Here is a 23,462-nt window from a genome sequence, read left to right on the forward strand (position 1 = left end):
GGAACCGCCTCTCGTGCTGTCCGGACCGGCGACCGGTCGCGGCTAGTCGAGGTGCAGGTGCAGCCGCGAGGCCAGGTGGGCGGCCGCCTGGCTGACCGACACCTGCGGCTTGCGCACCTCGCGCGGCTGCGCGTCCCAGGCCAACGAGGGAGCCGGGCGCCCGAGGGCCCCGTCGAGGACCCGCTGCTCGGGGAGGCGGACGCGCTCCGCGCAGGCGGCGCAGTCGGTGGTCATCGTCGGGGCGGGGTCCTGGTCGGCGTAGGCGAGGCGCTCGTAGGTCATGTCCGCGACGCTAGGGGCTACTGGGGGGTACTCCGCGGTGTACCGCTGGGTAGTGTTCGGGGCGCGTCGCGCGGGTCCGTCCCAGCGTCCCCGGGGCGTCCGAGACCCGATCTCCCCACCCGCGAAGCCCTCCCCGAAGGACGCCCATGTCGCTGCTGATCGCCGGATCCATCGCCACCGACCACCTGATGAGCTTCGGGGGCAAGTTCGCCGACTCGCTCGTCGTCGACCAGCTCGACAAGCTGTCGGTGTCCTTCCTGGTCGACGACCTCGAGATCCGACGCGGCGGCTGCGCCGGCAACATCTCCTTCGGCCTGGGCCAGCTCGGGCTGCGGCCGGTGCTGGTGGGGGCGGCGGGGGAGGACTTCGCCGGCTACCGCTCCTGGCTGGAGCGTCACGGCGTGGACTGCGAGTCGGTCCGGATCTCCGAGGACAAGCACACCGCGCGGTTCGTCTGCACGACCGACACCACGATGGCGCAGTTCGCCAGCTTCTACCCCGGCGCGATGAGCGAGGCCCGGCTCATCGAGCTCGGGCCGATCGCCGCCCGGGTCGGTGAGCCCACCTTCGTGCTCGTCGGCCCCGACGACCCCGAGGGCATGGTCCGCCACACCCAGGAGTGCCGCCAGCGGGGCTACGCCTTCGTCGCCGACCCGAGCCAGCAGCTGGCCTTCGGCGAGGGCGACATGATCCGCGAGCTGGTCGACGGAGCGGCGTACCTGTTCTGCAACGAGTACGAGTCGCACATGATCGCCCAGAAGACGGGGTGGACGCCCGAGGAGATCCTGGCCCGGGTCGGCACCCAGGTGGTCACCCTCGGCAAGGACGGCGTCCGCGTGGAGTCCACCACGGCCGAGACCGTGACGGTCACGGCCGTCCCCGACGTCACCGCGGTGGAGCCCACCGGTGTCGGCGACGCGTTCCGGTCGGGCTTCCTGGCTGCGCTGGAGTGGGGCCTGGGCCACGAGCGGGCCGCTCAGGTCGGCTGCGTGCTCGCGGCGTACGTCGTGGAGCGGGTCGGCACGCAGGAGTACTCCTTCACCCACCAGCAGTTCGTCGACCGCGTCGCCACGGCGTACGGCGACGACGCGGCCGCCGAGGTGCGCCCGCACCTGCTGGGCTGAGGCCTCCCGCACCTCCGGGTGCGGGTTCACAGCGAGAACCCACCCACGACCCGGACGTCTCTCAGGAGGGGCGGGTAGTAGGCTCAAGGAGTCCGTAGTTGGCTCCGTCGACCACCGTGTCCGCCGGTCACCACACGAAAGGGCTCGTCCGTGAGTCTGCAGTTCCCCACCCGCCTGCGCCGGTCCTCGGCGACGGGTCTGCTGGTCGCCGTCGCGCTGGTGCTGAGCGGCTGCTCGGCCGAGACCGACACCCAGCTCAAGCGGCTCGCGATGCCCGAGGCGGCCACCGCCGAGGCACCGGCCGTGCACACGTTGTGGATCTGGGCCTGGGTCGCCGCGATGATCACCGGCGTCCTGGTCTGGGGCCTCATCCTCTACGCCTCCTTCCGCTACCGCCGGCGCAACGAGTCCGAGATCCCCGTGCAGACGCGCTACAACCTGCCGATCGAGGTCATGTACACCATCGCGCCGGTCATCATGGTGCTGGTCTTCTTCGTCTTCACCCTCCGCGCGCAGGCCGACGTCCTCAAGGACGACGACAACGCCGACAACGTGGTGACCGTGGTCGGGCAGCAGTGGTCCTGGTCGTTCAACTACAACCTGGGCTACGACGAGGAGTCCGAGCAGTACGAGCCCCGTGACGGCGAGGACGTCGTCTACGACGTCGGCACCGCCGCGGAGCCGCCCACGCTGTGGCTCGTCAAGGACCAGTCGGTGCAGTTCAACCTCACCTCGCCCGACGTCATCCACTCGTTCTGGGTGCCGGCGTTCCTGTTCAAGATGGACGTCATCCCCGGCCGCCACAACAGCTTCAGCGTCACCCCGACCCGGACGGGCACCTTCGAGGGCAGGTGCGCCGAGCTGTGCGGCGTACGCCACACCCGGATGCTCTTCAACGTCAAGGTCGTCGACCAGCAGGAGTACGACGATCACCTGGCCTCGCTCGCCGAGCGCGGCAACACCGGCCCCGCCCTCGGTGGCGCCGAGGTCAACACCGTCACCGGCCTCGAGGCCGAGAGCAACGGAGGAGAAGAGTGACCGCCGTCTCCGACGCGCCCAGCACCACGCAGCGCGTCACCACCCCCCGCAAGCCCAGCCTGGGCCAGCAGGTCGTCCGGATCCTGACGACCACGGACCACAAGCTCATCGGCAAGCTCTACCTGACCACCAGCTTCGCGTGGTTCCTGGTCGGCGGCCTGCTCGCGCTCGTCATCCGCTCCGAGCTCGCGTTCCCGGGCTCCCAGGTGGTCAGCGACGAGGTCTACAACCAGCTGTTCACCATGCACGGCACGATCATGCTGCTGCTGTTCGCGACGCCACTGTTCTTCGGCTTCGCCAACGTGCTGGTCCCGCTGCAGATCGGTGCGCCCGACGTGGCGTTCCCGCGGCTGAACATGCTCGCCTACTGGTTCTACCTCTTCGGCGGCATCATCACCTTCTCCGGCTTCTTCACCCGTGAGGGCGCCGCAGACTTCGGCTGGACGGCGTACACCCCGCTCAGCGACGGCGTGCGCTCCCCGGGCGTCGGCGGCGACCTGTGGGTGATGGGCCTGTGGCTCGCCGGTCTGGGCACCATCCTCGGTGCGGTCAACTTCACCGTGACGATCATCTGCATGCGCGCGCCCGGCATGACGATGTTCCGGATGCCGATCTTCGTCTGGAACTCGCTGGTCACCAGCCTGCTGGTCCTGATCGCGTTCCCGATCTTCGCCGCCGCGCTGCTCGCGCTGGCCGCCGACCGCACGCTGGGGGCCCAGGTGTTCGCCCCGGAGCACGGAGGCGCCATCTTGTGGCAGCACCTGTTCTGGTTCTTCGGCCACCCCGAGGTCTACATCCTCGCGCTGCCGTTCTTCGGCATCATCACCGAGATCCTCCCGGTCTTCAGCCGCAAGCCGATCTTCGGCTACGTCGGCCTGGTGGCCGCCACCCTGGCCATCGCCGTGCTCTCCGTCGCCGTGTGGGCCCACCACATGTTCGTCACCGGGGCGGTCGACCTGGCGTTCTTCTCCGGCATGACCTTCCTGATCGCCGTGCCCACGGGCGTGAAGTTCTTCAACTGGATCGGCACGATGTGGGGCGGATCGATCAGCTTCGACACGCCCATGCTCTGGTCGGTCGGCTTCCTGACGACCTTCCTCTTCGGTGGTCTCACCGGCGTCATCCTGGCCTCGCCGCCGCTGGACTTCCACGTCTCGGACTCCTACTTCGTGGTGGCCCACTTCCACTACGTCGTCTTCGGCACCGTCGTGTTCGCGATGTTTGCCGGCTTCTACTTCTGGTGGCCCAAGATGACCGGCCGGATGCTCGACGAGACCCTCGGCAAGGTCCACTTCTGGCTGCTGTTCCTCGGGTTCCACACCACCTTCCTCGTCCAGCACTGGCTCGGCGTCGAGGGCATGCCGCGGCGGTACGCCGACTACGCCGCCGGCGACGGGTTCACCACCCTCAACCAGATCTCCACCATCGGTGCCTTCCTGCTGGCGTTCTCCACGCTGCCGTTCCTGTGGAACGTCTACGTCAGCTCGCGCTCGCCGAAGGTGTCGGTCGACGACCCGTGGGGCTGGGGCCGCTCCCTGGAGTGGGCCACCTCCTGCCCGCCGCCGCGCCACAACTTCGTGACGCTGCCCCGGATCCGCTCGGAGTCCCCGGCCTTCGACCTCCACCACCCGGAGATCGCCGCGCTGGAGTACGCCGACAACGACCTCAGCGGTGCCGCTGACGCGCCCGACATGGACGGCCGCTTCGGCAACCTCGCCGAGAACGACAAGGGGGAGGGTCGATGAAGGCCGAGACCTGGATGTTCGTCTTCTGCAGCGTCTTCTTCGTCCTGGTGACGCCGCTGTACTACCTCTCCAGCGGTGACCTGACCGGCACCACCGCCCTGGTGATGACGTTCCTGCTCACCACCCTGATCGCGTTCTACCTTGGCTTCCACGCCCGCAAGATGGAGCCGCGCCCGGAGGACCGCAAGGACGGCGAGATCGCGGAGGGCGCCGGAGAGCTGGGGTTCTTCCCGCCCTACAGCTGGTGGCCGCTGTGGTGCGCGCTGTGCCTCTCGGCGATGGTGCTCGGCGTCGCGATCGGGTGGTGGCTGTTCCTCATCGGTGCCGCGCTCGGTGCGATCGCCCTGTGCGGCCTGATCTTCGAGTACTACCGCGGCGAGTACGCCCACTGAGGTCGGCGTACGCCTGACGTCGTGTGACACGGCTCACGTCGGCAGCGAGACCTGGGAGTCTCGTAATGCGTGAGTTGCTAGCCTGAACGCGGTTCTGCCCGACGTTCTCTGGAGTCATGCGATGTCCTCACGGACACTTCGATCCCGTTCTGCCCTGGCCGGTGTGCTCGCCTCGGCCCTGGCCATCTCCGGCTGCTCGCTCACCGCGGGCGGCGGCTCCGACGACGCCGGTGCCCGCACCTCCAGCGGTGGTGAGGCGCCCTCGGCCCAGGAGGAGCGCGAGTCCGCCGCCGTCGTCGTCAGCAACATCCGGCGCGGCGCCCAGGACGTCGACCTCACCCGCAAGCTGCGGCTGAGCGTGCAGGACGGCACCTTCGAGGACGTCACCGTCACCACCCGGCGGGGCGAGCCCGTCGAGGGTCGGCTCTCGGCCGACAAGACCCGCTGGGTCTCCCAGCAGCTGCTGACCTCCGGCACCCGCTACCGGGTGGCCAGCACGGCCGTCGACGCCGACGGCTTGGCGAAGACGTTCGACTCCGGCTTCCGGGCCCGCACCCTGAGCCTCGACGAGCAGACCTACCCCAGCTTCGTGGGTGACGGTCAGACCGTCGGCGTGGGGATGCCCGTCATCGTCCGCTTCGACGTGCCGGTGAGCGACAAGGCCGCCATCGAGGAGCACCTCCAGGTGACCAGCAAGCCGGCCCAGGTCGGCTCGTTCCACTGGATCAGCGACAACGAGGTCCACTGGCGTCCGCGCACCTACTGGAAGCCCGGCACCCAGGTCGACGTGACCGCCGACGTGGGCGGCGTGCCCGCTGGCAACGGCATCTACGGCCAGGTCGACCGCAGCATGAACATGACCATCGGCAGCGCCATGGTCTCCAAGGTCGACATGAACTCCCACCAGATGAAGGTGTTCCGCGACGGTCGGCTGCTGCGCACCATCCCGATCACCACGGGGGAGCAGCCCAAGTTCACGACGCGCTCGGGCACCAAGGTCATCGTGGAGAAGTTCCGGCAGAAGCGGATGAACTCCGAGACCGTCGGCATCGACCCCGACAGCGCTGACGGCTACGACATCGACGACGTCGAGTACGCCATGCGCGTCACCTACTCCGGCGAGTTCATCCACGCCGCCCCGTGGTCGGTCGGCAGCCAAGGCTCCGCCAACGTCAGCCACGGCTGCACCGGCATGAGCACGGCCGACGCCGGCTGGCTCTACGAGAACTCCAAGGTGGGTGACGTCGTGGAGTACACCGGCACCGACCGCGGCACCGACCTCACCAACGGCTTCGGCGACTGGAACACCTCCTTCGCCGACTACAAGACGGGTTCCGCCCTCAGCTGACCCCGACGGTCGACCCAGGCTCCCCGACGCCCCCAGCACGGTCCCACGGTCGTCCTGGGGGCGTCGTACGTCCCTGGTTGGCGGCGGGTGCCGGGCTCGTCAGCCGCTCACCGCTCCGTCGACCCAGAACGGCCCGGCGAAGCCGACCAGGGTGCACGCCAGCGCCAGGCCGACGAGTCCCCACCCGCCCGGCCGTGGCTCGACTCCTCGCAGGACGTGGTCGACCCGCCGGAGTCGCCGCCGGAAGCCGAGGGTGAACAGCACGGCTCCGACGACGGTCAGCGGGACGCCCCATCCCATCGCGCGCCAGGCGTCGGCCGTCGCGAGCAGGTAGAGCTGGAACGGCACGAACCCGTAGAACAGCACGAAGAAGGGCGACACCCGGACGAGCAGCTGCCACCGCTCGGCGCGCGCCGCCGCGACCACCGCGGCCCGCTGCCCCCGGGCGCGCTCGAGGCCGACGTCCCCGTCGCCGGGACGGTCCCCTGCCCGTTGCCCGTCGCTCATGGACCGAGGGTAGGAGGGGGCGCTGCTCCGGGGGCCGGTTTGCCCGCAGTGCCGCCGCCCGGGACGGCGAAGGGCCCCGGGACGGTGTCCCGGGGCCCTTCGCGTCGTGCTGGTGTCAGCGGCTGCTGAGCTGGTTGTCGCTGACGGACTCGGCACGGCCGTCGAACTGGTGTCCGTCGGCGGCGTGGCCGCTCATGGCGACCTCGTGCGCGTGCTCGAGCTCGGCGTGGTGATGGGCCTCGTCGAGCTCCGCCCGGGTCGGCGCCTGCACGTTGTCGCCGTACCAGAGCTGCGAGAGACGGCCGCGCAGCTTGTCCTTGCGCGCGGTGGGGGAGGAGACCCCGTTGTCGTCGGTCGTCAGCTGCGGGACGAAGATATCGTCACGGTCGCGGGCGGTCAGCGTGTAGGCACGCTCCAGGGGCAGCGGCAGGTGACGCTCGCTGTAGCCGCCCTGGGCGTCCCGCATGATGATGCCGCTCTCGTAGCCGTGCAGCAGCTTCTCGTTGTCGTGACGCTGGAGCGAGATGCACCAGCGGCGCGTGATGATGAACGCGATCACCGGGCCGATGAAGACGGCGGCCCTGATGAAGTAGGTGATCTGGTTGATGCTGAGGTTCATCTTGATGGCGATGATGTCGTTGCCGCCGGCGGCCCAGAGCAGACCGATGAAGGTCATCAGCGCGACCATGGTGGCCGTGCGCGTCGGGGCGTTGCGGGGGCGCTGCAGCAGGTGGTGGTCCCGCTTGTCCTGGGTGATCCAGGACTCGATGAACGGCAGCATCAGCAGGATCGTGAACATCACGCCGGGCAGCACGATGATCGGCAGCAGCACGTTCCACGACAGCGTCAGGCCGAAGAAGTGCGACTCGATGCCGGGCATGATGCGCAGCGCGCCGTCGGGCCAGCCCATGTACCAGTCGGGCTGCGAGCCTGCCGTCACCTCGGCCGGGTTGTAGGGGCCGTAGGCCCACACCGGGTTGATGCTGATGATGCCGCCCATGAGGGTCAGCACGCCAAAGACGATGAAGAAGAACCCGCCGGCCTTGGCGGCGTACACCGGGAGCATCGGGAAGCCGACGACGTTGCCCTCGGTGCGGCCGGGGCCGGGCCACTGCGTGTGCTTGTGGTAGACGAGCAGCAGCATGTGGGCCGCGATCAGGGCCAGCAGCACACCCGGGATCAGCAGCACGTGGACGGTGTAGAGGCGCGGGATGATCGAGTCGCCGGGGAACTCGCCGCCGAAGAGGAAGAACGAGGCGTAGGTGCCGATGACGGGGATCGACTTCATGAACCCGTCGGCGGCGCGGATGCCGGTGCCCGAGAGCAGGTCGTCGGGCAGCGAGTAGCCGGTGAAGCCCTCGAGCGTGCCGAGGATGAGCAGCAGGCAGCCGATCACCCAGTTGAGCTCGCGGGGCTTGCGGAAGGCACCGGTGAAGTAGACGCGCATCATGTGCACGAACATCGAGGCGATGAAGATCATCGCGGCCCAGTGGTGGACCTGGCGCATCAGCAGGCCGCCACGGATGTCGAAGGAGATGTGCAGGGCCGACATGTAGGCCTCGGACATCTCGAGCCCGCGCAGCGGCGAGTAGGAGCCGTCGTAGACGACCTCGGCCATGCTCGGGCGGTACCACAGGGTCAGGAAGACGCCCGTGAGCAGCAGCACGACGAAGGACCACAGGGCGATCTCGCCGAGCATGAAGGACCAGTGGTCGGGGAAGACCTTGCGGAGGTTCTTCTTGGCCAGCCCGGCGAGGCCGAGCCGGTCGTCGGCCCAGGTGGCGGCGGCGCCGACCTTCGAGGGCTTCTCGGGCTTGGCGGCAGTCTTGCCGTTGGTGCGAGCGACGGTGTCAGCGCTCATCTCGGTCACTCATCTCCAGGCTCATCGTTGTTGCGCTCCCAGAAGGACGGGCCTACGGCCTCGGTGAAGTCGCGGGTGGCGACCAGGTAGCCCTCGTCGTCCACGGCCAAGGGTAGCTGCGGCAGGTGACGGGCCGCGGGGCCGAAGATGACCTTGCCGTTGTCGGCGAGGTCGAACGTGGACTGGTGGCAGGGGCACAGCAGGTGGTGCGTCTGCTGCTCCCACAGGGAGATCGGGCACCCGACGTGGGTGCAGATCTTGGAGTAGCACAGGATGCCGTCGACGCCCCAGTTCTCCCGACCGGGCCAGGGCTTGATGTCGTCGGGCTGCATGCGGACGATCACCACGGCGGCCTTGGCCTTCTCCTGCTGGAGCTCGATGCCGTGGTAGATCGGCTCGCCCTCGGCGTCCTCCTCGAAGAAGACCGCGGGCTCGCCGTTGACGAGCTGACCCACCTCCATGTCCTGGGGGCGGATCGGGGTGCCGCTGACGTCCTGGACGACGCGCATGCCGCGCTTCCAGACCGTCGTGTAGAGCTTGTCACCGGGCAGCGGACCGAGGTCGCGGAGCATGATGACGGCCGGGGCGCCGAGCAGCAGCACGGAGCCCAGGAGGCTGTTGCGGATCAGCGGGCGCCGGGCGATGCCCGACTCCTCGGTGCCCTGGCGCAGCGCCGCGAGCGTCTCGACCTTGTCCTCCTCCGAGGACGAGGCCGCGTGGCGGTACTCGACGATCTCGGTGTCGGCCATGAGCTTGCGGGCCCACTGGATTGTGCCGACGCCGATGAGGGTCAGCGCCAGGCCCAGGAACAGGCCCATCGTGAGGTTGGAGGCGCCGAAGCCGAGGAGCTCGGTGGGGTTGTCGCCGATCTCGAAGACGAAGTAGGAGACGCAGAACAGCACCGTGCACACGGCCGACAGCGCGAACATCAGCGCGACCTGGCGCTCGGCGCGCTTCTCGAGGTGGTCGTCGACGTCGGTGGGCCGCGGCTCGTGGGCCGGCAGACCCGGGTCGTCGAACAGGTCGTTCTCGACCCGCTCGAGCTCGCCCTTGGCCGTCATGCCGTGCCGCCCTTCTTCTTGGTCGATCGGGTGGAGTGCGCGGCGATCCACACCGCGAAGCCGACCAGCGCGCCCATGCCGACCAGCCAGGCCGCGAGGCCCTCGGTGACCGGTCCCAGGGAGCCGAGCTCGAAGCCGCCGTACTTGGGCGACTCCTCACGCTCGTTCAGGTAGGCGATGATGTTGCGCTTGTCCTCGGGGGTGAGGACCTCGTCGGAGAAGACCGGCATCTGCTGCGGGCCGGTGAGCATGGCCTCGTAGATGTGCTTGTTGGAGACGCCGTCCAGCGACGGGGCGAAGCGGCCGCGGGGGAGCGCCCCGCCGGCGCCGGCGAAGTTGTGGCAGGCGGTGCAGTTGGTGCGGAAGAACTCGCCGCCCTCGACCACGCCCTCCTCGTCGACGTCCTCGGTGCTGGTCTCGGACTCCGCGGGCACGGCCGGGCCGGGGCCGAGCGTGGCGACGTACGCCGCCAGCGCCTCGGTCTCCTCCTCGGAGTAGACGGGGGGCTTGCGCAGCGCCTGGGTGCCGGGCTGGGCCATCGGCATGCGGCCGGTGCCGACCTGGAAGTCGACCGAGGCGGCGCCGACGCCGACCAGGCTGGGGCCGTACTGGTTGCCCTGCTCGGTGGGGACGCCCTCGCCGTTCTTGCCGTGGCAGGACGAGCAGCCGACCAGGAACAGCGCGCGGCCCTTGGCCACGAGGTCCTCGTCGGCGGTCTTCTGCTCCGCCGAGGCGGGAGCGAGCAGCGAGAACATCCCGCCCGTGAGGATGAGCGCCAGCAGCACGACCACGGGGCCGGCGAGGCGGCTGCGGCGGTGTGCCGAGAGGCGGCCGGTGATCCGGCTGCCGAGCTTCTGCGTGAGTCGCACCAGGGAACCCTTCGGGGAAGTCAGGACTGCGGGGGAGCTACTTGATGAGGTAGACGGTCGCGAACAGACCGACCCAGACCACGTCGACGAAGTGCCAGTAGTAGGACACGACGATCGCGGTGACCGCCTGCTCGTGCGTGAACTTGCGGGCGAGGTAGGTGCGCCCGAGGACGAAGAGGAAGGCGACGAGGCCGCCGATGACGTGGATGCCGTGGAAGCCGGTCGCGAGGTAGAACACCGTGCCGTACGCCGAGGACGGGATCGTCAGGCCCTCGTGGACCAGCTCGGCGTACTCGAAGGCCTGGCCGCCGATGAACACGGCGCCCATGACGTAGGTGAGGATGAACCACTCCCGCAGGCCCCACTGCTTGAACTGCCACAGCTTGCCGGTGCGACCGACGATGCCGTCCTCGGCCTTGAAGACGCCGAGCTGGCAGGTCACCGAGGAGGCCACCAGGATGATCGTGTTCACCGTGGAGAACGGCACGTTGAGCAGCTCGGTCTCCTGGGCCCACAGCTCGGGGCTCACGGAGCGGATCGTGAAGTAGGCGGCGAAGAGGGCCGCGAAGAACATCAGCTCGCTCGAGAGCCACACGATCGTGCCCACGCTGACCATGCTGGGTCGGTCGTGGTGCCCGTGGAGTCGGGATGCCGGGATAGCCGTTGCTGTCGCCACCCGATCATTATTGCCCCACCCTGTGAATCGGCCATCCCTGACCCCGGTGTTTTGCTGAGAAGCACCACCTAACCTGGAGGAGTGCCGCCCTTCTCCCCGTCCGCCGTCGTCACCGAGTGGGGCCTCTCGCCCGTGCTGTTCGTGCTCGTCGTGTGGGCCGCGGGGCTCTACATGTACGCCGTGTGGCGGCTGCACGACCGGGGCGACCGGTGGCCGGTGGGGCGCACCCTCGCCTTCGTCGGTGGTGGTCTGGGGACGTTCTTCTTCGCGACCAGCTCGGGCCTCGCGGCGTACGACACGACGCTGCTGAGCGTGCACATGGTCCAGCACATGCTGCTCTCGATGGTCGTGCCGGTGATGTGCGCCCTGGGTGCGCCCGTGACGCTGGCGCTGCGCACGCTGCCCGCCCGGCCCCGCCGGGTCCTGCTGTCGGTGCTGCACTCCCGGTTCGCCCGGGTGCTGACCTTCGCGCCGCTGACCCTGGCGGTCTACGTGATCAGCCCCTGGGCGCTCTACTTCACCGGCTGGTACGACGCCACCCTGCGCTCGGACCTGCTGCACGAGCTGATGCACGTGCACCTGGTGGCCGTGGGTGCGTTGTTCTTCACACCGATCCTCGGCGTCGACCCCGTCCCCGGTCGCGTCAGCCACCCGTTCCGGCTGCTGATGCTGATGCTGACGCTGCCCTTCCACGCCTTCCTGGGCGTCACCGTGATGGGCCAGACCACGCTCATCGGCGGCGACTGGTACCCCTCGCTCAAGGCGCAGCTGCCGTGGCTGCCCGACCCGATGGCCGACCAGCACCTCGCCGGCGGGATCCTCTGGGGCTCGGGCGACCTGATCGCGCTCATGATGTTCGTCACGCTGTTCGTGCAGTGGGTCCGGGCCTCGCAGCAGGAGGCGCGACGCGAGGACCGACGGCTCGACCGGCTCGCGCGGGCCGAGGAGCGGACCCGGGACCGCGACGAGCAGGACGCGCACCCGCGGGAGCAGGCGAGCACCGCCCCGAGCGCCCCGAGCGCCCCCAGGCGGTAGCATCCGCGACGTGACCTCCGCCTCCTCCAGCGCCGGCAAGACCCTGAGGGTGCTCGTCTACAGCGACGACGTCGACACGCGGGAGCAGGTGATCCTCGCGCTCGGCCGTCGGCCGCACCCGGACCTGCCCGAGGTGGAGTACGTCGAGGTGGCGACCGAGCCCGTGGTGATCCAGCAGATGGACGCCGGCGGCGTCGACCTGGCCGTCCTCGACGGCGAGGCCGCCCCGGCCGGGGGCATGGGCATCGCCAAGCAGCTCAAGGACGAGATCTACCGGTGCCCGCCGCTGCTGGTGCTGACCGGCCGGGTCCAGGACAACTGGCTCGCGACCTGGTCGCGCGCCGACGCCGCGGTGTCCCACCCGCTGGACCCGATCGAGCTGGCCGAGGCCGTCATCCGGCTGCTGCGCTCGCGGGTCCCGGCCACGACGTGAGCCCGGCCCCGACGTCGACCGGCGGGACCGCACCCACCTGGCCATCGGTGCTCGGCGGCCTCGTCGCCGGCCGCGACCTGGACGCGGGGGAGACCGCGTGGGCGATGGGCGAGGTCCTGGCCGGCGCCGCGACCCCGGCCCAGGTGGCCGGCTTCGCGGTGGCGCTGCGCGCCAAGGGCGAGACGGTGGCCGAGATGGAGGGCCTCGTCGCCGCGATGTACGACGCCGCGACGCCGCTCTCGGTGCCCGGCCGCCTGCTCGACGTGGTCGGCACCGGCGGTGACCGCTCGTTCTCGGTCAACATCTCCACCATGGCCGCGATCGTGGCGGCCGGCGCGGGTGCGACCGTGGTCAAGCACGGCAACCGCTCGGCGTCGTCCAAGGCGGGCAGCGCCGACGTGCTCGAGCGGCTCGGCATCCGCCTCGACCTGCCGGCCGCCGACGTCGCGCGGGTCGCCGAGGAGGCCGGCATCACGTTCTGCTTCGCCGCGGCCTTCCACCCCGCCCTGCGCCACGCCGCCACCGCGCGCAGCGAGCTCGGCATCGGCACCACCTTCAACTTCCTCGGCCCGATCGCCAACCCGGCCAGGCCGGCCGCCCAGGCGATCGGGTGCGCCGACGTCCGGATGGCGCCGGTGATGGCCGGCGTCTTCGCGCGGCGGGGCGTCGACGCCTGGGTCTTCCGCGGCGACGACGGCCTCGACGAGCTCACCACGACCACGACGTCACGGGTGTGGCTGGTCCGCGACGGCGAGGTGACCGAGCACGTCCTCGACCCCGAGGCGCTCGGCCTGGCCCGCGGCACCGCGGAGGGGTTGCGCGGCGCCGACGCGGCGTACAACGCCGAGGTGGTGCGCCGGACCCTCGACGGCGAGGCGGGCCAGGTGCGCGACGCGGTGCTGCTCAACGCCGGCGCCGCCCTGGCCGTGCACGCGCGGGACGACGGCACCCTCGAGGAGCAGCTGGCCGCCGGTCTCGCCCGCGCCACCGAGGCCGTCGACTCCGGGGCCGCTCGGGCTGCGCTCGACCGCTGGGTGGCCGCGACCCGCTGAGGTCCCGGCTCACCGCCAGCTGGTCGCGGCCCTCACCGAGACGGGGAGACCGGCCCGGTCGCCGCGGCGCAGGGCTGCTGCGACGTTGGCCAGGGCATGGGCTCGGCTGGTCGGTCGCACGAGGGCGGCCCGGCGGGCACGACGCCAGCCCAGTTCAGCGCACGACCGTGCCACCTCCTGGGAGATCTGGCTCTCCTCCGCGAACCGGGCCGCGGTGCGAGCCGTCGACGACGACGCACTCGCCGCGTGCCGCCGGTAGCTGAAGGTGACGTGGTCGTCGACGACGAGCTGGTGGCCGGACAGCACCAAGCGCATCACCAGCTCGAGATCGAGCGCGGTCTCCAGGCCGGGCCGGAAGGACAGCGCGGCCGCCTCCCGACGCCAGAGCATCGATGGGAAGTACAGCCAGTTCCCCGTCATGAGGCTGCGTGCCAGCTCCTCGCCCCCCAGGTAGCGGGGCCCGCCGGCGGGCCGCAGGAGCATCTTCACCCGGTCGGCCAGGCCGGCGTGGGTCGCCCCCTGAGCGTCGATGACCTCGACGCCGGGCTGGTACATCGATGCCTGCGGGCAGGCCTCGACCATCGTCAGCAGGTGCGCCAGGTGGTCCGGTCGCATGAGGTCGTCGCACCCCATGAACGTCACGAACGGGGCCTGGCCGAGAGCGGCGCAGTGGCGGAACACGGCATTGACGCCCAGGCGTCGAGGACTGCGCCACACCGAGACCCGGGGGTCCTCGTGGTCGTGCAACCAGGCGTGGACCGAGGGATCGGGGTCGGCGTCGTCGACGACGTGGAGACGCCAGTCGTCGTGGGTCTGGTCCAGGACGCTGGTCACGGCGGCCCGCATCAGCCCCGCGTCTCCCCGGTAGGGCAGGACCACGTCGATCACGCGACCACCTCCCGGGCGTGCACCCGGGTGGGCGAGGACGGGCCCGCGTCGCGACGCCGTGTCGTCCCCCAGACGACCACCGACACCCCGGCCACGGCCAGCAGGACGGTGGTCGCCAGCCCCCCGGGCGCCGCGGCCGCCGTCCCCGGCCATCCGCTGCCCCGCTCCGTCCAGGCCACGTCGACCACCGAGGAGACGTGCACGAGAGCCATCAGGACCACCGCCGCCGCGGCGGCCGCCCGCGGTGGCGCCGCACCCCAACGGTCGAGGGCCAGGCCGCACAGCGCCGGGATCCCGACGGCCAGCGGCAGGGCGTAGCGACCCTGCCAGGCATACCCCTCGGAGGCGTACGACGCCGCGGTGAGCGCGAGAGGGACCGCGACCCAGAGCAGGGCGACGAGCAGCAGGGAGACCCGGGTACGTCGCTCGGCCGCGCGCACGCCGAGCCAGGCGACCATCCCGAGGAGACCCAGCCACACCGGGTAGATCCACGCCGGTGCCATCTCGTTGCGCAGCGGGAAGGCGGCGACGGTCTGCAGGAGCCAGGCGAGCTGTGAGGACGCCAGGCCCGCCGCGTCCATCGGAGGCATGGCCGGGCTGGGTGCCCCGAGCCGGTTCGTGTCGGCCACCAGGACCCAGCCCAGGCACGCCGACGCCACGAGTCCCGAACCCAGCACCGTGCGCAGCAGCGCCCGGTGGTGGTGGCGCGCCAGGGCGAGCCACTCGCCCCGCGACCGGAGGCTCAGCACGACGAGCACGATGCACACGCCCCAGAGCATCCCGGTGGTGTGCGTGACCAGCACCGTGCATGACCCCACCAGCAGGGGGGCCCACCAGCCGGGGTCGCTCGGGCGCCGGACGAGCCCGGTGGCGGCGGCCCAGACCAGGCAGCCCGCGGCGTACCCGACGGCGTTCGGCGCGGCGACACCGGCGCTCTGGACCAGGACGGGGGTGCACGCGACCGCGAGCGCGAGCAATGGCCACGACGTCGTCGCCCAACGGGTGATCACCAGGGCCGAGGTGGCGAGCAGCAGGCTGGTCAGCACCGCGGTCGCCACCCGCATGGCCATCAGTGCCGACACGCCCTCGAACGGGGCGGCGACAGTGCCTGCGACCACGTAGAAGGTGGGGTTGTAGGACGCGGCGGCGGAGGCCACGAGCACCCGGCCGGGGGCGGACGCCGCGACGGGGGTGCAGTTGTCCGGCCCGGTGTAGGGGTAGGAGGAGCACAGCGGCCCCGCGGCGTCCACGAGCGCGGAGTCCACGGCGAGCAGCTGCCCGCGACCGTCCTGGGCCTCGACGGTGCCCCGGAGCTGCCCGTGGGCGACGGCGTCGGCCTTGTAGGCGTGGTCGAACTCGTCGGCACCGCGGAACGCGGGAAGCGCGAGCACCCACGCGAGCTCCAGCAGCAGGGTGCCGGCGAGGACAGCCCAGAAGACGCGACGGGGGGACGTGGCCCGGGCCGGCTCAGCCATCGACCTGCTCGTGGCCGCCGACGCGCAGCTCGGGGGCGGATGCCGGGTGCGCGGGACGCACCGGGGCGGCGAGGGCGAGCTCGCGGACCACCACCGTCAGCTGGGACTGCAGCGACTGGACGCGCTGGTAGAGCGAGGCCGTGGTGAAGAGGAAGAACATGACCATGACGTAGAGCACGAGGTCGGTGCCGCGTCCGACGCCGACGAGGTGGGCGACCCAGGTGACGGCCGAGGGCCACAGCACGGCCACCACGCCACCGAGGGCCAGCGAGGCGCCGAGGAGTCGTCTGACGGCGAGCTGTCGGTGCCCGGCGCCTCCCCGGAGCACGAGACCGGCCAGGGCGAGGGTGGCGGCGACGAGCAGCACCTGGACGATCACAGGGCCACCCGCAACCGCTGGAGGACGAGGTCGAAGACGATGTTGACCGCGTTCGCGTTGCTCTGGCCCTTGGCGCGTGAGTAGTCGGTGTAGAGCACCGTCGTCGCCACCTCGGCCCACGGCAGGCCCGACCGGGCCACGCACGCCTCGAGCTCGCTCGCATAGGCCATCCCGGGGAACTCCAGCCGGATCGCCCGCAGGGCGGTGAGGCTGAGCACGCGCAGGCCGTTGTGGGTGTCGGTCAGGGGGAGCCCCGTCGAGCGCCGGGAGAACCAGACCGCCGCCCGGAGCAGGGCCAGCCGCGAGGCGGGGATCGACCGGCACTCGCCGAGGAAGCGTGAGGCGAGCACCACGTCGAGGTCGTGCGTCCGGGCGTGCTCGACCATCCGGACGGCATCGAGGGGGAGGTGCTGCCCGTCGGCGTCGAAGGTCACCACGTAGCGGGCCCCACCTGCGCGCAGGACGAGGTCGAACCCGGTCTGCAGGGCGGCCCCCTGGCCCCGGTTGAGGACGTGGCGCACCACGGTGGCACCGGCCGACCGGGCCAGTGACGCCGTGTCGTCGGTGCTGCCGTCGTCCACGCAGACGACGCGGTCGAAGTGGGCGAGCAGGGCCTGCACGACACCGACGATCGTCGAGGCCTCGTTGTACGCCGGAACCACCACCCACGTGTCCTGCACCGGCCCGCTCCCGCCCTCGTCCTTGGCGACCCAGACTGTCCTGCCGCGCCCGCCGCGACGGGCTTTTCGAGGAGAATGTCCGTTTTCAGGACCCAAATAGTCCGAACGGACTACGAGCCGGGCTACCTCGCCCGGTCGCGGTCAGTCGAGGCCGAGGGAGAACGCGGACTCGAGGTCGTGCTTGGAGTAGGTGCGGAAGGCGATGTGGGTCTCGGTCTCCTGGACGCCGGGCACCTTGTTGAGCTGGTCGGCCACGACCCGGGCGACGTCGTCGTGGCCGGCCACACGCACCATGGCGATCAGGTCGATCTGGCCGGTGACGCTGTAGACCTCGCTGATGCCGTCGAGCGCGGCGATGGCCTCGGCCACCTCGGGGATGCGCGCGACGTCGGCCTTCACGAACACGATGGCGGTGATCATGGGGTCAACGTACCGCCGGGGCGCCGCCGCGGCGCGTCAGCGCGTCGGCTGGTGCACCGTCGCGACCTGGCGACGGTCGTCGAAGGGGACCAGCTCGGAGCGCGAGGTGGCGACGGCGTCGTGGACCTCGAGGTGACGCCCGGCGCCGTGGAGCGGGCAGGTCCACTCGCCCTCGACGTGGACGAGGCGGACCCCCGGCTGCTCGAGCCAGCGCAGGATCAGCTCGGACTCCTCGGCGGTGGCCGCCGGCGTCGGGCCCGGGCCGCCGACGACCGTGTCGGCCGACTCGCGCAGGCCACGCACCCAGTCTCCCGCGTGGGCGTCGCTCGGGATGATGCCGGCGGCGGCCAGCCGACCGTGACGCACGACGTGGACGGCCCAGCGACGGTCGTCCTCACGGCGGGCCGCGACCAGCTCGCTGCAGCTCGCGAGCGACCCCAGTCGCTGGGTGCGTGAGGCGGCACGCACGAACGCCGCCAGCCGGTCGCGGTGCACCCCCGCCTCCTCGAAGCGCTCGCCCCCGGACAGGGTGGCCATCCGCTGGGTCAGGGTCTCGACCACGCGGTCGGCGTCCTGTCGGAGGGCGTCCCTCAGCCGGGCGACCTCGGAGGCGTAGGTGTCGACGTCGACACTGCCGTCGCAGGGGGACAGGCAGCGCTGCATCTCGGCCAGGACGCACGGGGTGCGGGTCGGCGTCAGCGGCAACCGGTCGGTGCACTGGCGAACGGGGAAGGTCTCGTGGAGGGCGGCGAGGCAGCGCTCGGCGGTGCGTCGCGAGGAGAAGGGGCCGAGGTAGTCGGCGCCGTCGTCGGCCACCTTGCGGACCAGGGAGAGGCGGGGCCAGGGCTCGACGGTGAGCTTGAGCCAGGTGACCTTGTCGGGGCGGCGGCTGCGGCGGTTGTAGCGCGGCCGGTGTGCGGCGATCAGCCGGAGCTCGCGGACCCCCGCCTCGAGCGGGGTCGCGCACTGGACGTGGTCGACCGAGCCGGCCAGGTTGACCATCTCGCCCATCCGGGCCCGGGACTCCGAGGCCGTGAAGTAGGACCGCACCCGGGTGCGGAGGTCGCGGGAGGTGCCGACGTAGAGCACCTCGTCGCGCTCGTCGCGGAACAGGTAGACCCCGGGGGCGTGGGGCAGGTGCTCGGCGAGGTGACGCTTGCGCCGCACGGCCGGGCTGACCCGGGAGCTGAAGGTGCTCAGCTCCTCCAGGGTGTGCACGCCGAGGCCGCCGAGCCGCTCCATCAGGCCGTGCAGCACGTCGACCGTGGCCCGCGCGTCGGACAGCGCCCGGTGGTCGGGCGTCGTGGTGGAGCCGAAGGCGACGGCGAGCGAGCTGAGCTTGCAGTTGGGGGCGTCGTCGCGGGTGATCACGCGGCGAGCGAGCCGGGCGGTGTCCAGCACCTCGAAGCGCGGCCACGGGCGTCCCTGCCGGGCCGCGAAGTGCTGGAGGAAGCCCACGTCGAAGGGCGCGTTGTGCGCGACGAGGACGCAGCCGTGCGCGAACTCCAGGAACGACGGCAACGCCGACTCGATGGACGGAGCCGTGGCCACCATCGAGTTGGTGATGCCGGTGAGCACGGCGATGAAGGGCGGGATGGCCGCGTGGGGGTTGACCAGGGTCTGGAACTCGCCGAGCACCTCGCCGCCACGCACCTTGACCGCGCCGATCTCGGTGATCATCGACCCCTGAGCGGCGGACCCTCCGGTGGTCTCGAGGTCGACGACGCAGAAGGTGGTCTCGCGCAGCGGGCGCCCGAGCTCGTCGAAGCTCATCTGGGTGTCCCACCTGCTCATGGGAGGGACGCTAGGCGGGGGCACCGACAAGGAGGTGCAGGGCGTCCCCGGCGTGGCGCGGGACAGGGCCGGGGGAGGGTGTCCCGCGACCGGGGTCGGTGGAGTTGTCGGTGGGGGGTGCTGGAGTGCTCGTGACCGGCCTTCCCCCGCTCTGCAAGGAGACCCCGATGAGCGTCCACATCGACTGCGACACCTGCCTGGTGCGCGGCCTGGCCTGCCACGACTGCGTGGTGACGGTGCTGCTGGGCCCGCCGCCCGAGCTCGGGTTCGACGCTGAGGAGGCCCAGGCGCTCGAGGTCCTGGCGGGGTCGGGGCTCGTCCCGCCGCTGCGCATGGTGACCCCGGTGAGCGGTCCGGAGATCGAGTCGGCGTGAACAACGCCACACCGCCCGTCCACAGCCTCGACTTGGACCCACAGCGGGCCCTGACCTAGGGTCGAGCGCTATTGGCCGTCGTCAGCGGGCACCGACCGGGTGCCCACGACGGCCGCGCCGAGTCCGGACTCGTCTCCTGGGGGGAGAGGGGTGGCCGGAGCCGGGGACCCATGTTCCTGGGGTGAATCCAGGCGCCGACAGCACCGATCGTGCCGTCACAGCCTGGTAGGGCGTTCTTTGGGCCCGAACCCGTCAGCTCACCTGGTAGGCGTCCAGACAAAGAGGAGACCGGCCGCTCGTGAACGACGGTTGGAAGTACCCCCATGCCCGCGCATCAGTAGGAGTGGCCCTGGCCCTGGGCCTCACCGGCCTCGGCGTCGTCCAGGCCGCTCCCGCCACCGCGGCACCCGACGACAAGCTCAAGACCCGCATCGACGCCGCGCAGGCCGCGGTCGACGACGTGGCGCCGGCGGCCGCCGCCGCCGAGCGCCGTCACGACCGGGCCCAGGCCCTGGTGACCCGCGACAGCAAGCGCGTCAAGGCGCTGACGAAGCGCATCGTCCGCGCCAAGACCCTGGCCGAGACCGTGCGCGAGCAGGTGGCGGCCGACGTGCTCGCCGAGCACCAGGTCACCGGTGGCGCCGCCGCTCCGGCGGCGCGGTCGCTCCCGGCCGACTCCGAGGTCCTGCTCAGCAACGTGAGCGTCGTGTCCGAGGACACCGACGGTCGCATCGAGCAGGTCGCGCAGTCGCTCGCCACGGCGCAGCAGCTCACGCAGCGCCGCGCCCATGTCCGTGAGGCGCTCGTGGACCAGCGGGCCACCGCCAAGAAGCTCGCCGCCCGGGAGGCCACGGCCGCCGGGGTGGTCGACCGTGCGCAAGGGGAGGTCGACGCCCTCGAGGCCGAGCTCGCGGAGCGCCAGGAGGAGCGGGAGGCCGAGCAGGCCGCCGCTGCTCCCGCGGCGCCCGACGGCTCCGCCAGCTCCGCGGTGTCCTACGCCATGGCGCAGGTCGGCAAGTCCTACGTCTGGGGTGCCTCCGGCCCGAGCTCCTTCGACTGCTCCGGGCTGACGATGGCCGCCTGGGCGACGCAGGGCGTCTCGCTGCCGCACAACTCCGGTGCCCAGTACGCTTCGGGCACGCCCGTCTCCGAGAGTGAGCTGCAGCCCGGTGACCTCGTCTTCTACTACAGCCCGATCAGCCACGTCGGCCTCTACGTCGGCAACGGCCAGGTCGTCAACGCGCTGAACCCCGGCTCCGGTGTCCAGGTCTCGGGTCTGCACGACATGCCCTACTCCGGCGCGGTCCGCCCTGGCTGACCGCCACCGCGTCGACGCCGCCCGTCCCCCCGCTGGGACGGGCGGCGTCGTGCGCTCCGGCGTCGTCACGTGCCGGCACCGCCGTGGTGCCGTCGTCGCAGCACTGGTCGCCGCGCTCGGGGTCCTCTCGATGAGCGCGTGCGAGCAGGAGGTGGACCTCGAGCCGCCGCGCGCGCAGCCCCGTGCGTCGCTGGACGCCGACCAGGCGCAGCGCGCCCTGGACGGACTGGTCGCGGCGCTCGACGGAGACCGGCGGGGGGACGCCACCGCCCTGGCGGCTCCGGCGGGTGCCGAGGCCGTCGGAGACGCGTGGGACAACGCCAGGTCGCTGCGGCTGGAGGACCTCGCGATGCGCTACGTCGACGACGCGGCCCCGCTGACCGCCGGCGAGCGCGAGCGCTGGGGGAGGACCGCCGTGCCCGTCACCGTCCGGCTGTCCTTCGCCTACGGTGGCGTCGACACCGGTCCGGCGGAGGTCGAGACGCGGGTGGCGCTCGTGCCTGACGGCGGCTCGGCGCGGGTGGCCGGTTTCGGCGGCGGCGGACGGACCCCGTTGTGGCTGGCGGAGCGGCTGAGCGTCGTACGCACTCCGGAGACGTTGACCGTGGTCGCGGGCCCGGTCGGGCGGTACCCGCGGCTGACCGAGCGTGCGGTCGCCCAGGTGCGCCGGGTGCTGCCGCGCTGGCGCGGACCGCTGGTCGTCGAGGTGCCCCGCACCCGCGCCGAGCTCGACGCCGCCCTGGACGCACCCGCGGACCGCTACGACGAGATCGCCGGCATCACCACCACCGTCGACGGCTCTACCGAGCGCGGAGCACCCGTGCGGGTCTACCTCAACCCGGAGGTCTTCGCCGACCTGTCCGGTGCGGGGGCCCAGGTCGTGGCCAGCCACGAGGCGGTGCACGTCGCGACCGACTCGAGCTCCACCTCGGTGCCGACCTGGCTGCTGGAGGGGTTCGCCGACTACGTCGCCCTCGACGACGCGGGCGTGCCGGTCGAACGTGCCGCGGCGCAGGCGCTCGGGCAGGTGCGGCGCGACGGGCCGCCCGACCGGCTGCCGACGTCGGCCGACCTCGACCCGACGGCGACCGGCCTCGGTGCGACCTACGAGCTGGCCTGGTTGGCGTGCCGGTTCCTCGTCCAGGAGCACGGCACCGGCCGGTTGGTCCGGCTCTACGACGCCGTGGCCGACGGGACGCCGGCGGCGGCCGCGTTCCGGGAGGTCCTGGGCACCACGGAGGGGGCGTTCCTCAGCGCCTGGCGTGCGGACCTGCGACGGTTGGCCCGCGTGGCAGGCTGAGGCCGTGTCGTCGGCCCGTCGTTCCGCTGCGGTCCTGCTGCTCGTCTCGGTCGTCGCCTTCGCGGTGGTGGCTGCACTGCTCGTTCCCTGGGACTGGGTGCCCGGTGGACGGGTGCTGCCGGTGCCGCCCGGTGAGCTGTTCACGGGCCGGGAGGTCGAGCGCGCCACGGCGTACTCCTCGGCGCAGCGGCACCTCGGCTGGGGATCGCTCGTGGTCTCGCTGCTGGTGGGCCTGGTGCTCGGCCTGACGCCGCTGGGCGCCCGCGTCGTACGCCGGCTCCATGGCTGGTGGTGGTGGCGCGTCCTGCTGGCGACGCTGCTCGTGCTGGTCGTGGGCGTCCTCGCGACCGCTCCGTTCGCGGTGCTGGTGCGGCGCAACGCGCTGGAGGCGGGGCTGAGCACGCAGCCGTGGTCGGGCTGGCTGCGCGACCAGGTGGTCTCGCTCGGCCTGTCCTGGGTGTACGCCGGCTTGGTGGTGCTGCTCGTCGTCGGGGTTGCCCGCCGGGTGCCGCGGCGGTGGCCGCTGGTCGTCGGGGCGGTGGCGGCGCTGCTCGTGGTGGTCGGGTCGTGGGTCTACCCGGTGGTCGTCGAGCCGCTGTTCAACCGGTTCACCTCGCTGCCCGACGGGCCGCTGCGCTCCGACGTGCTGGCGCTGGCCCGGGAGGAGGGGGTGCCTGTCTCCGACGTGCTGGTGGCGGACGCGTCGCGTCGTACGACCACGCTGAACGCCTACGTCTCCGGGTTGGGCAGCACCCGTCGGGTGGTGCTCTACGACAACCTCGTCGACGACGTGCCGCGGCGCGAGACCCTGGTGATCGTGGCGCACGAGCTGGGGCACGCCAAGAACCACGACGTGGCGGTGGGGACGACGCTGTCGGCTCTCGGGGTCGCCGCGGGGGTGGGCCTGCTGGGCCTGGTCGCGGGGCCGGTGCTGCTGCGGCGGTCGGGCGCGGACTCCCTCGGCGTGCCCGAGGTGGTGCCGCTGGTGCTGGCGCTCGTCACGGTCGGGACGCTGCTGGCGAGCCCGGTGGAGAGCACCATCAGCCGGGCGGTCGAGGCCAGGGCCGACCGGGAGTCGCTGGCGGCCACCGGCGACCGTGCCGCGTTCGAGCGCATCCACGCACGACTGGCCGTGCGGTCGCTGGCCGACCCGGAGCCGCCGGCGTGGAGCCAGCTGTGGTTCGGCTCGCACCCCACGGCCCTGCAGCGGATCGGGCTGGCACGGGGGCTGGAGCGGGTGCGGTGATGCGGAGGCGGTGGCCCGGGACGCAGCACGCGCCCGACCCGGTCAGCGAGTGACCGGATCGGGCGCGCGTGACGGCGGCTCACCACCCCCCGGCAGTGCGGGTGCGTTGCTCGGGCGCACCCGCTGAGAAGCCGCCGTCGGGCCCACGCGCGTGGTCGCGTGGGA

The 23,462-nt window shown here is 71.8% G+C and carries 24 protein-coding genes and 1 riboswitch; of the genes, 12 read left to right on the top strand and 12 right to left on the bottom strand.

The features are described from left to right. Window positions 1–42 precede the first annotated feature (42 nt). Window positions 43–282, bottom strand: a complete 240-nt coding sequence (locus ASG49_RS05870; RefSeq protein ID WP_056538286.1) for a hypothetical protein — start codon at window positions 280–282, stop codon at window positions 43–45. A gap of 146 nt (window positions 283–428) precedes the next feature. On the opposite strand from ASG49_RS05870, the gene ASG49_RS05875 reads away from it, so the two are divergent. From ASG49_RS05875 to ASG49_RS05895, 5 genes are all read left to right on the top strand, one after another. After that, complete coding sequence (locus ASG49_RS05875; RefSeq protein ID WP_056538288.1) at window positions 429–1,406, top strand: carbohydrate kinase family protein; 978 nt, start codon at window positions 429–431, stop codon at window positions 1,404–1,406. Window positions 1,407–1,556: 150 nt separating this feature from the next. Continuing rightward, window positions 1,557–2,444, top strand: coding sequence for a cytochrome c oxidase subunit II (gene coxB / locus ASG49_RS05880; RefSeq protein WP_082533811.1), 888 nt, complete (start codon window positions 1,557–1,559; stop codon window positions 2,442–2,444). After that, a complete protein-coding gene (ctaD, locus tag ASG49_RS05885; RefSeq protein ID WP_056538291.1) occupies window positions 2,441–4,189 on the top strand; it encodes a cytochrome c oxidase subunit I in 1,749 nt (582 codons plus the stop codon). Before coxB ends, ctaD begins: the two co-directional genes overlap by 4 nt. After that, window positions 4,186–4,581, top strand: a complete 396-nt coding sequence (locus ASG49_RS05890) for a cytochrome c oxidase subunit 4 (protein ID WP_056538293.1) — start codon at window positions 4,186–4,188, stop codon at window positions 4,579–4,581. The genes ctaD and ASG49_RS05890 overlap by 4 nt, the downstream gene beginning before the upstream one ends. Before the next feature lie 163 nt (window positions 4,582–4,744). Continuing rightward, on the top strand, window positions 4,745–5,929 hold the full coding sequence (locus ASG49_RS05895; protein ID WP_235561916.1) for an Ig-like domain-containing protein: 1,185 nt from the start codon (window positions 4,745–4,747) through the stop codon (window positions 5,927–5,929). 99 nt (window positions 5,930–6,028) lie between these two features. On the opposite strand, the gene ASG49_RS05900 is transcribed toward ASG49_RS05895, so the two are convergent. The 5 genes from ASG49_RS05900 to ASG49_RS05920 form a co-directional block, all read right to left on the bottom strand. Further along, window positions 6,029–6,436, bottom strand: coding sequence for a hypothetical protein (locus tag ASG49_RS05900; protein WP_056538297.1), 408 nt, complete (start codon window positions 6,434–6,436; stop codon window positions 6,029–6,031). 115 nt (window positions 6,437–6,551) lie between these two features. Continuing rightward, entirely contained in the window at window positions 6,552–8,297 is a 1,746-nt protein-coding gene (locus ASG49_RS05905; RefSeq protein ID WP_056539862.1) for a cytochrome bc complex cytochrome b subunit, read from the bottom strand. A 5-nt stretch (window positions 8,298–8,302) separates the two neighbouring features. Continuing rightward, window positions 8,303–9,358 carry a ubiquinol-cytochrome c reductase iron-sulfur subunit gene (locus tag ASG49_RS05910; protein WP_056538298.1) on the bottom strand — a complete coding sequence of 352 codons (1,056 nt, stop codon included), beginning with the start codon at window positions 9,356–9,358 and terminating at the stop codon, window positions 8,303–8,305. After that, window positions 9,355–10,227, bottom strand: coding sequence for a c-type cytochrome (locus ASG49_RS05915; RefSeq protein WP_235561917.1), 873 nt, complete (start codon window positions 10,225–10,227; stop codon window positions 9,355–9,357). The genes ASG49_RS05910 and ASG49_RS05915 overlap by 4 nt, the downstream gene beginning before the upstream one ends. A gap of 37 nt (window positions 10,228–10,264) precedes the next feature. Then, complete coding sequence (locus tag ASG49_RS05920; RefSeq protein ID WP_255355109.1) at window positions 10,265–10,885, bottom strand: heme-copper oxidase subunit III; 621 nt, start codon at window positions 10,883–10,885, stop codon at window positions 10,265–10,267. A gap of 99 nt (window positions 10,886–10,984) precedes the next feature. On the opposite strand from ASG49_RS05920, the gene ASG49_RS05925 reads away from it, so the two are divergent. Genes ASG49_RS05925 through trpD form a run of 3 tightly spaced genes read left to right on the top strand, consistent with a single transcriptional unit; the run spans window position 10,985 to window position 13,423 of the window. Then, window positions 10,985–11,938: a cytochrome c oxidase assembly protein gene (locus ASG49_RS05925; protein WP_056538304.1), complete on the top strand. Its 954-nt coding sequence runs from the start codon at window positions 10,985–10,987 to the stop codon at window positions 11,936–11,938. Between the two features lie 10 nt (window positions 11,939–11,948). Next, window positions 11,949–12,371, top strand: coding sequence for a response regulator transcription factor (locus ASG49_RS19270; protein ID WP_056538308.1), 423 nt, complete (start codon window positions 11,949–11,951; stop codon window positions 12,369–12,371). Between the two features lie 47 nt (window positions 12,372–12,418). Further along, on the top strand, window positions 12,419–13,423 hold the full coding sequence (gene trpD / locus ASG49_RS05935) for an anthranilate phosphoribosyltransferase (RefSeq protein WP_235561919.1): 1,005 nt from the start codon (window positions 12,419–12,421) through the stop codon (window positions 13,421–13,423). 9 nt (window positions 13,424–13,432) lie between these two features. Here the strand turns inward: trpD and ASG49_RS05940 are convergent, their stop codons facing one another. From ASG49_RS05940 to ASG49_RS05965, 6 genes are all read right to left on the bottom strand, one after another. Continuing rightward, window positions 13,433–14,311 carry a glycosyltransferase family 2 protein gene (locus tag ASG49_RS05940; RefSeq protein ID WP_056538314.1) on the bottom strand — a complete coding sequence of 293 codons (879 nt, stop codon included), beginning with the start codon at window positions 14,309–14,311 and terminating at the stop codon, window positions 13,433–13,435. Next, the gene (locus ASG49_RS05945) at window positions 14,308–15,786 is read right to left on the bottom strand and encodes a DUF2142 domain-containing protein (protein WP_056538317.1); all 1,479 of its coding nucleotides are present in this window, start codon (window positions 15,784–15,786) and stop codon (window positions 14,308–14,310) included. The genes ASG49_RS05940 and ASG49_RS05945 overlap by 4 nt, the downstream gene beginning before the upstream one ends. Continuing rightward, window positions 15,779–16,165, bottom strand: coding sequence for a DUF2304 domain-containing protein (locus ASG49_RS05950; RefSeq protein ID WP_056538319.1), 387 nt, complete (start codon window positions 16,163–16,165; stop codon window positions 15,779–15,781). The genes ASG49_RS05945 and ASG49_RS05950 overlap by 8 nt, the downstream gene beginning before the upstream one ends. After that, window positions 16,162–16,830, bottom strand: a complete 669-nt coding sequence (locus ASG49_RS05955; RefSeq protein ID WP_235561920.1) for a glycosyltransferase family 2 protein — start codon at window positions 16,828–16,830, stop codon at window positions 16,162–16,164. Before ASG49_RS05955 ends, ASG49_RS05950 begins: the two co-directional genes overlap by 4 nt. Window positions 16,831–16,986: 156 nt before the next feature. After that, the gene (locus ASG49_RS05960; RefSeq protein ID WP_056538325.1) at window positions 16,987–17,265 is read right to left on the bottom strand and encodes an Lrp/AsnC family transcriptional regulator; all 279 of its coding nucleotides are present in this window, start codon (window positions 17,263–17,265) and stop codon (window positions 16,987–16,989) included. A 36-nt stretch (window positions 17,266–17,301) separates the two neighbouring features. Further along, window positions 17,302–19,059 (bottom strand): DEDD exonuclease domain-containing protein, encoded by a 1,758-nt coding sequence (locus ASG49_RS05965; RefSeq protein ID WP_056538328.1) that lies wholly within the window; start codon window positions 19,057–19,059, stop codon window positions 17,302–17,304. A gap of 167 nt (window positions 19,060–19,226) precedes the next feature. Here ASG49_RS05965 and ASG49_RS05970 point away from each other — a divergent pair, with 167 nt between their 5' ends. The 4 genes from ASG49_RS05970 to ASG49_RS05985 all read left to right on the top strand — a co-directional run bounded on the left by ASG49_RS05970 (window position 19,227) and on the right by ASG49_RS05985 (window position 23,297). Further along, on the top strand, window positions 19,227–19,433 hold the full coding sequence (locus tag ASG49_RS05970; protein ID WP_056538331.1) for a hypothetical protein: 207 nt from the start codon (window positions 19,227–19,229) through the stop codon (window positions 19,431–19,433). Window positions 19,434–19,538: 105 nt separating this feature from the next. Then, a riboswitch (cyclic di-AMP (ydaO/yuaA leader) is annotated at window positions 19,539–19,719 on the top strand. Window positions 19,720–19,731: 12 nt separating this feature from the next. Beyond that, window positions 19,732–20,751 carry a C40 family peptidase gene (locus ASG49_RS05975; protein WP_156384200.1) on the top strand — a complete coding sequence of 340 codons (1,020 nt, stop codon included), beginning with the start codon at window positions 19,732–19,734 and terminating at the stop codon, window positions 20,749–20,751. A 49-nt stretch (window positions 20,752–20,800) separates the two neighbouring features. After that, window positions 20,801–22,051 (top strand): hypothetical protein, encoded by a 1,251-nt coding sequence (locus tag ASG49_RS05980; protein WP_056538338.1) that lies wholly within the window; start codon window positions 20,801–20,803, stop codon window positions 22,049–22,051. Between the two features lie 4 nt (window positions 22,052–22,055). After that, entirely contained in the window at window positions 22,056–23,297 is a 1,242-nt protein-coding gene (locus tag ASG49_RS05985; protein WP_056539870.1) for a M48 family metallopeptidase, read from the top strand. The last annotated feature ends 165 nt before the right edge of the window (window positions 23,298–23,462 follow it).

It is taken from the genome of Marmoricola sp. Leaf446 (genome assembly GCF_001424755.1).
Classification (GTDB): Bacteria; Actinomycetota; Actinomycetes; order Propionibacteriales; family Nocardioidaceae; genus Marmoricola.

Excerpts from the sequence above, each read along its gene's own strand:
- ASG49_RS05945 (WP_056538317.1), bottom strand. The coding sequence starts at position 15,786 with ATGGCTGAGCCGGCCCGGGCCACGTCCCCCCGTCGCGTCTTCTGGGCT.
- ASG49_RS05890 (WP_056538293.1), top strand. The coding sequence starts at position 4,186 with ATGAAGGCCGAGACCTGGATGTTCGTCTTCTGCAGCGTCTTCTTCGTC.
- ASG49_RS05960 (WP_056538325.1), bottom strand. The coding sequence starts at position 17,265 with ATGATCACCGCCATCGTGTTCGTGAAGGCCGACGTCGCGCGCATCCCC.
- ASG49_RS05900 (WP_056538297.1), bottom strand. The coding sequence starts at position 6,436 with ATGAGCGACGGGCAACGGGCAGGGGACCGTCCCGGCGACGGGGACGTC.
- ASG49_RS05965 (WP_056538328.1), bottom strand. The coding sequence starts at position 19,059 with ATGAGCAGGTGGGACACCCAGATGAGCTTCGACGAGCTCGGGCGCCCG.
- ASG49_RS05905 (WP_056539862.1), bottom strand. The coding sequence starts at position 8,297 with ATGAGCGCTGACACCGTCGCTCGCACCAACGGCAAGACTGCCGCCAAG.
- ASG49_RS05910 (WP_056538298.1), bottom strand. The coding sequence starts at position 9,358 with ATGACGGCCAAGGGCGAGCTCGAGCGGGTCGAGAACGACCTGTTCGAC.
- ASG49_RS05970 (WP_056538331.1), top strand. The coding sequence starts at position 19,227 with ATGAGCGTCCACATCGACTGCGACACCTGCCTGGTGCGCGGCCTGGCC.
- ASG49_RS05875 (WP_056538288.1), top strand. The coding sequence starts at position 429 with ATGTCGCTGCTGATCGCCGGATCCATCGCCACCGACCACCTGATGAGC.
- ASG49_RS05870 (WP_056538286.1), bottom strand. The coding sequence starts at position 282 with ATGACCTACGAGCGCCTCGCCTACGCCGACCAGGACCCCGCCCCGACG.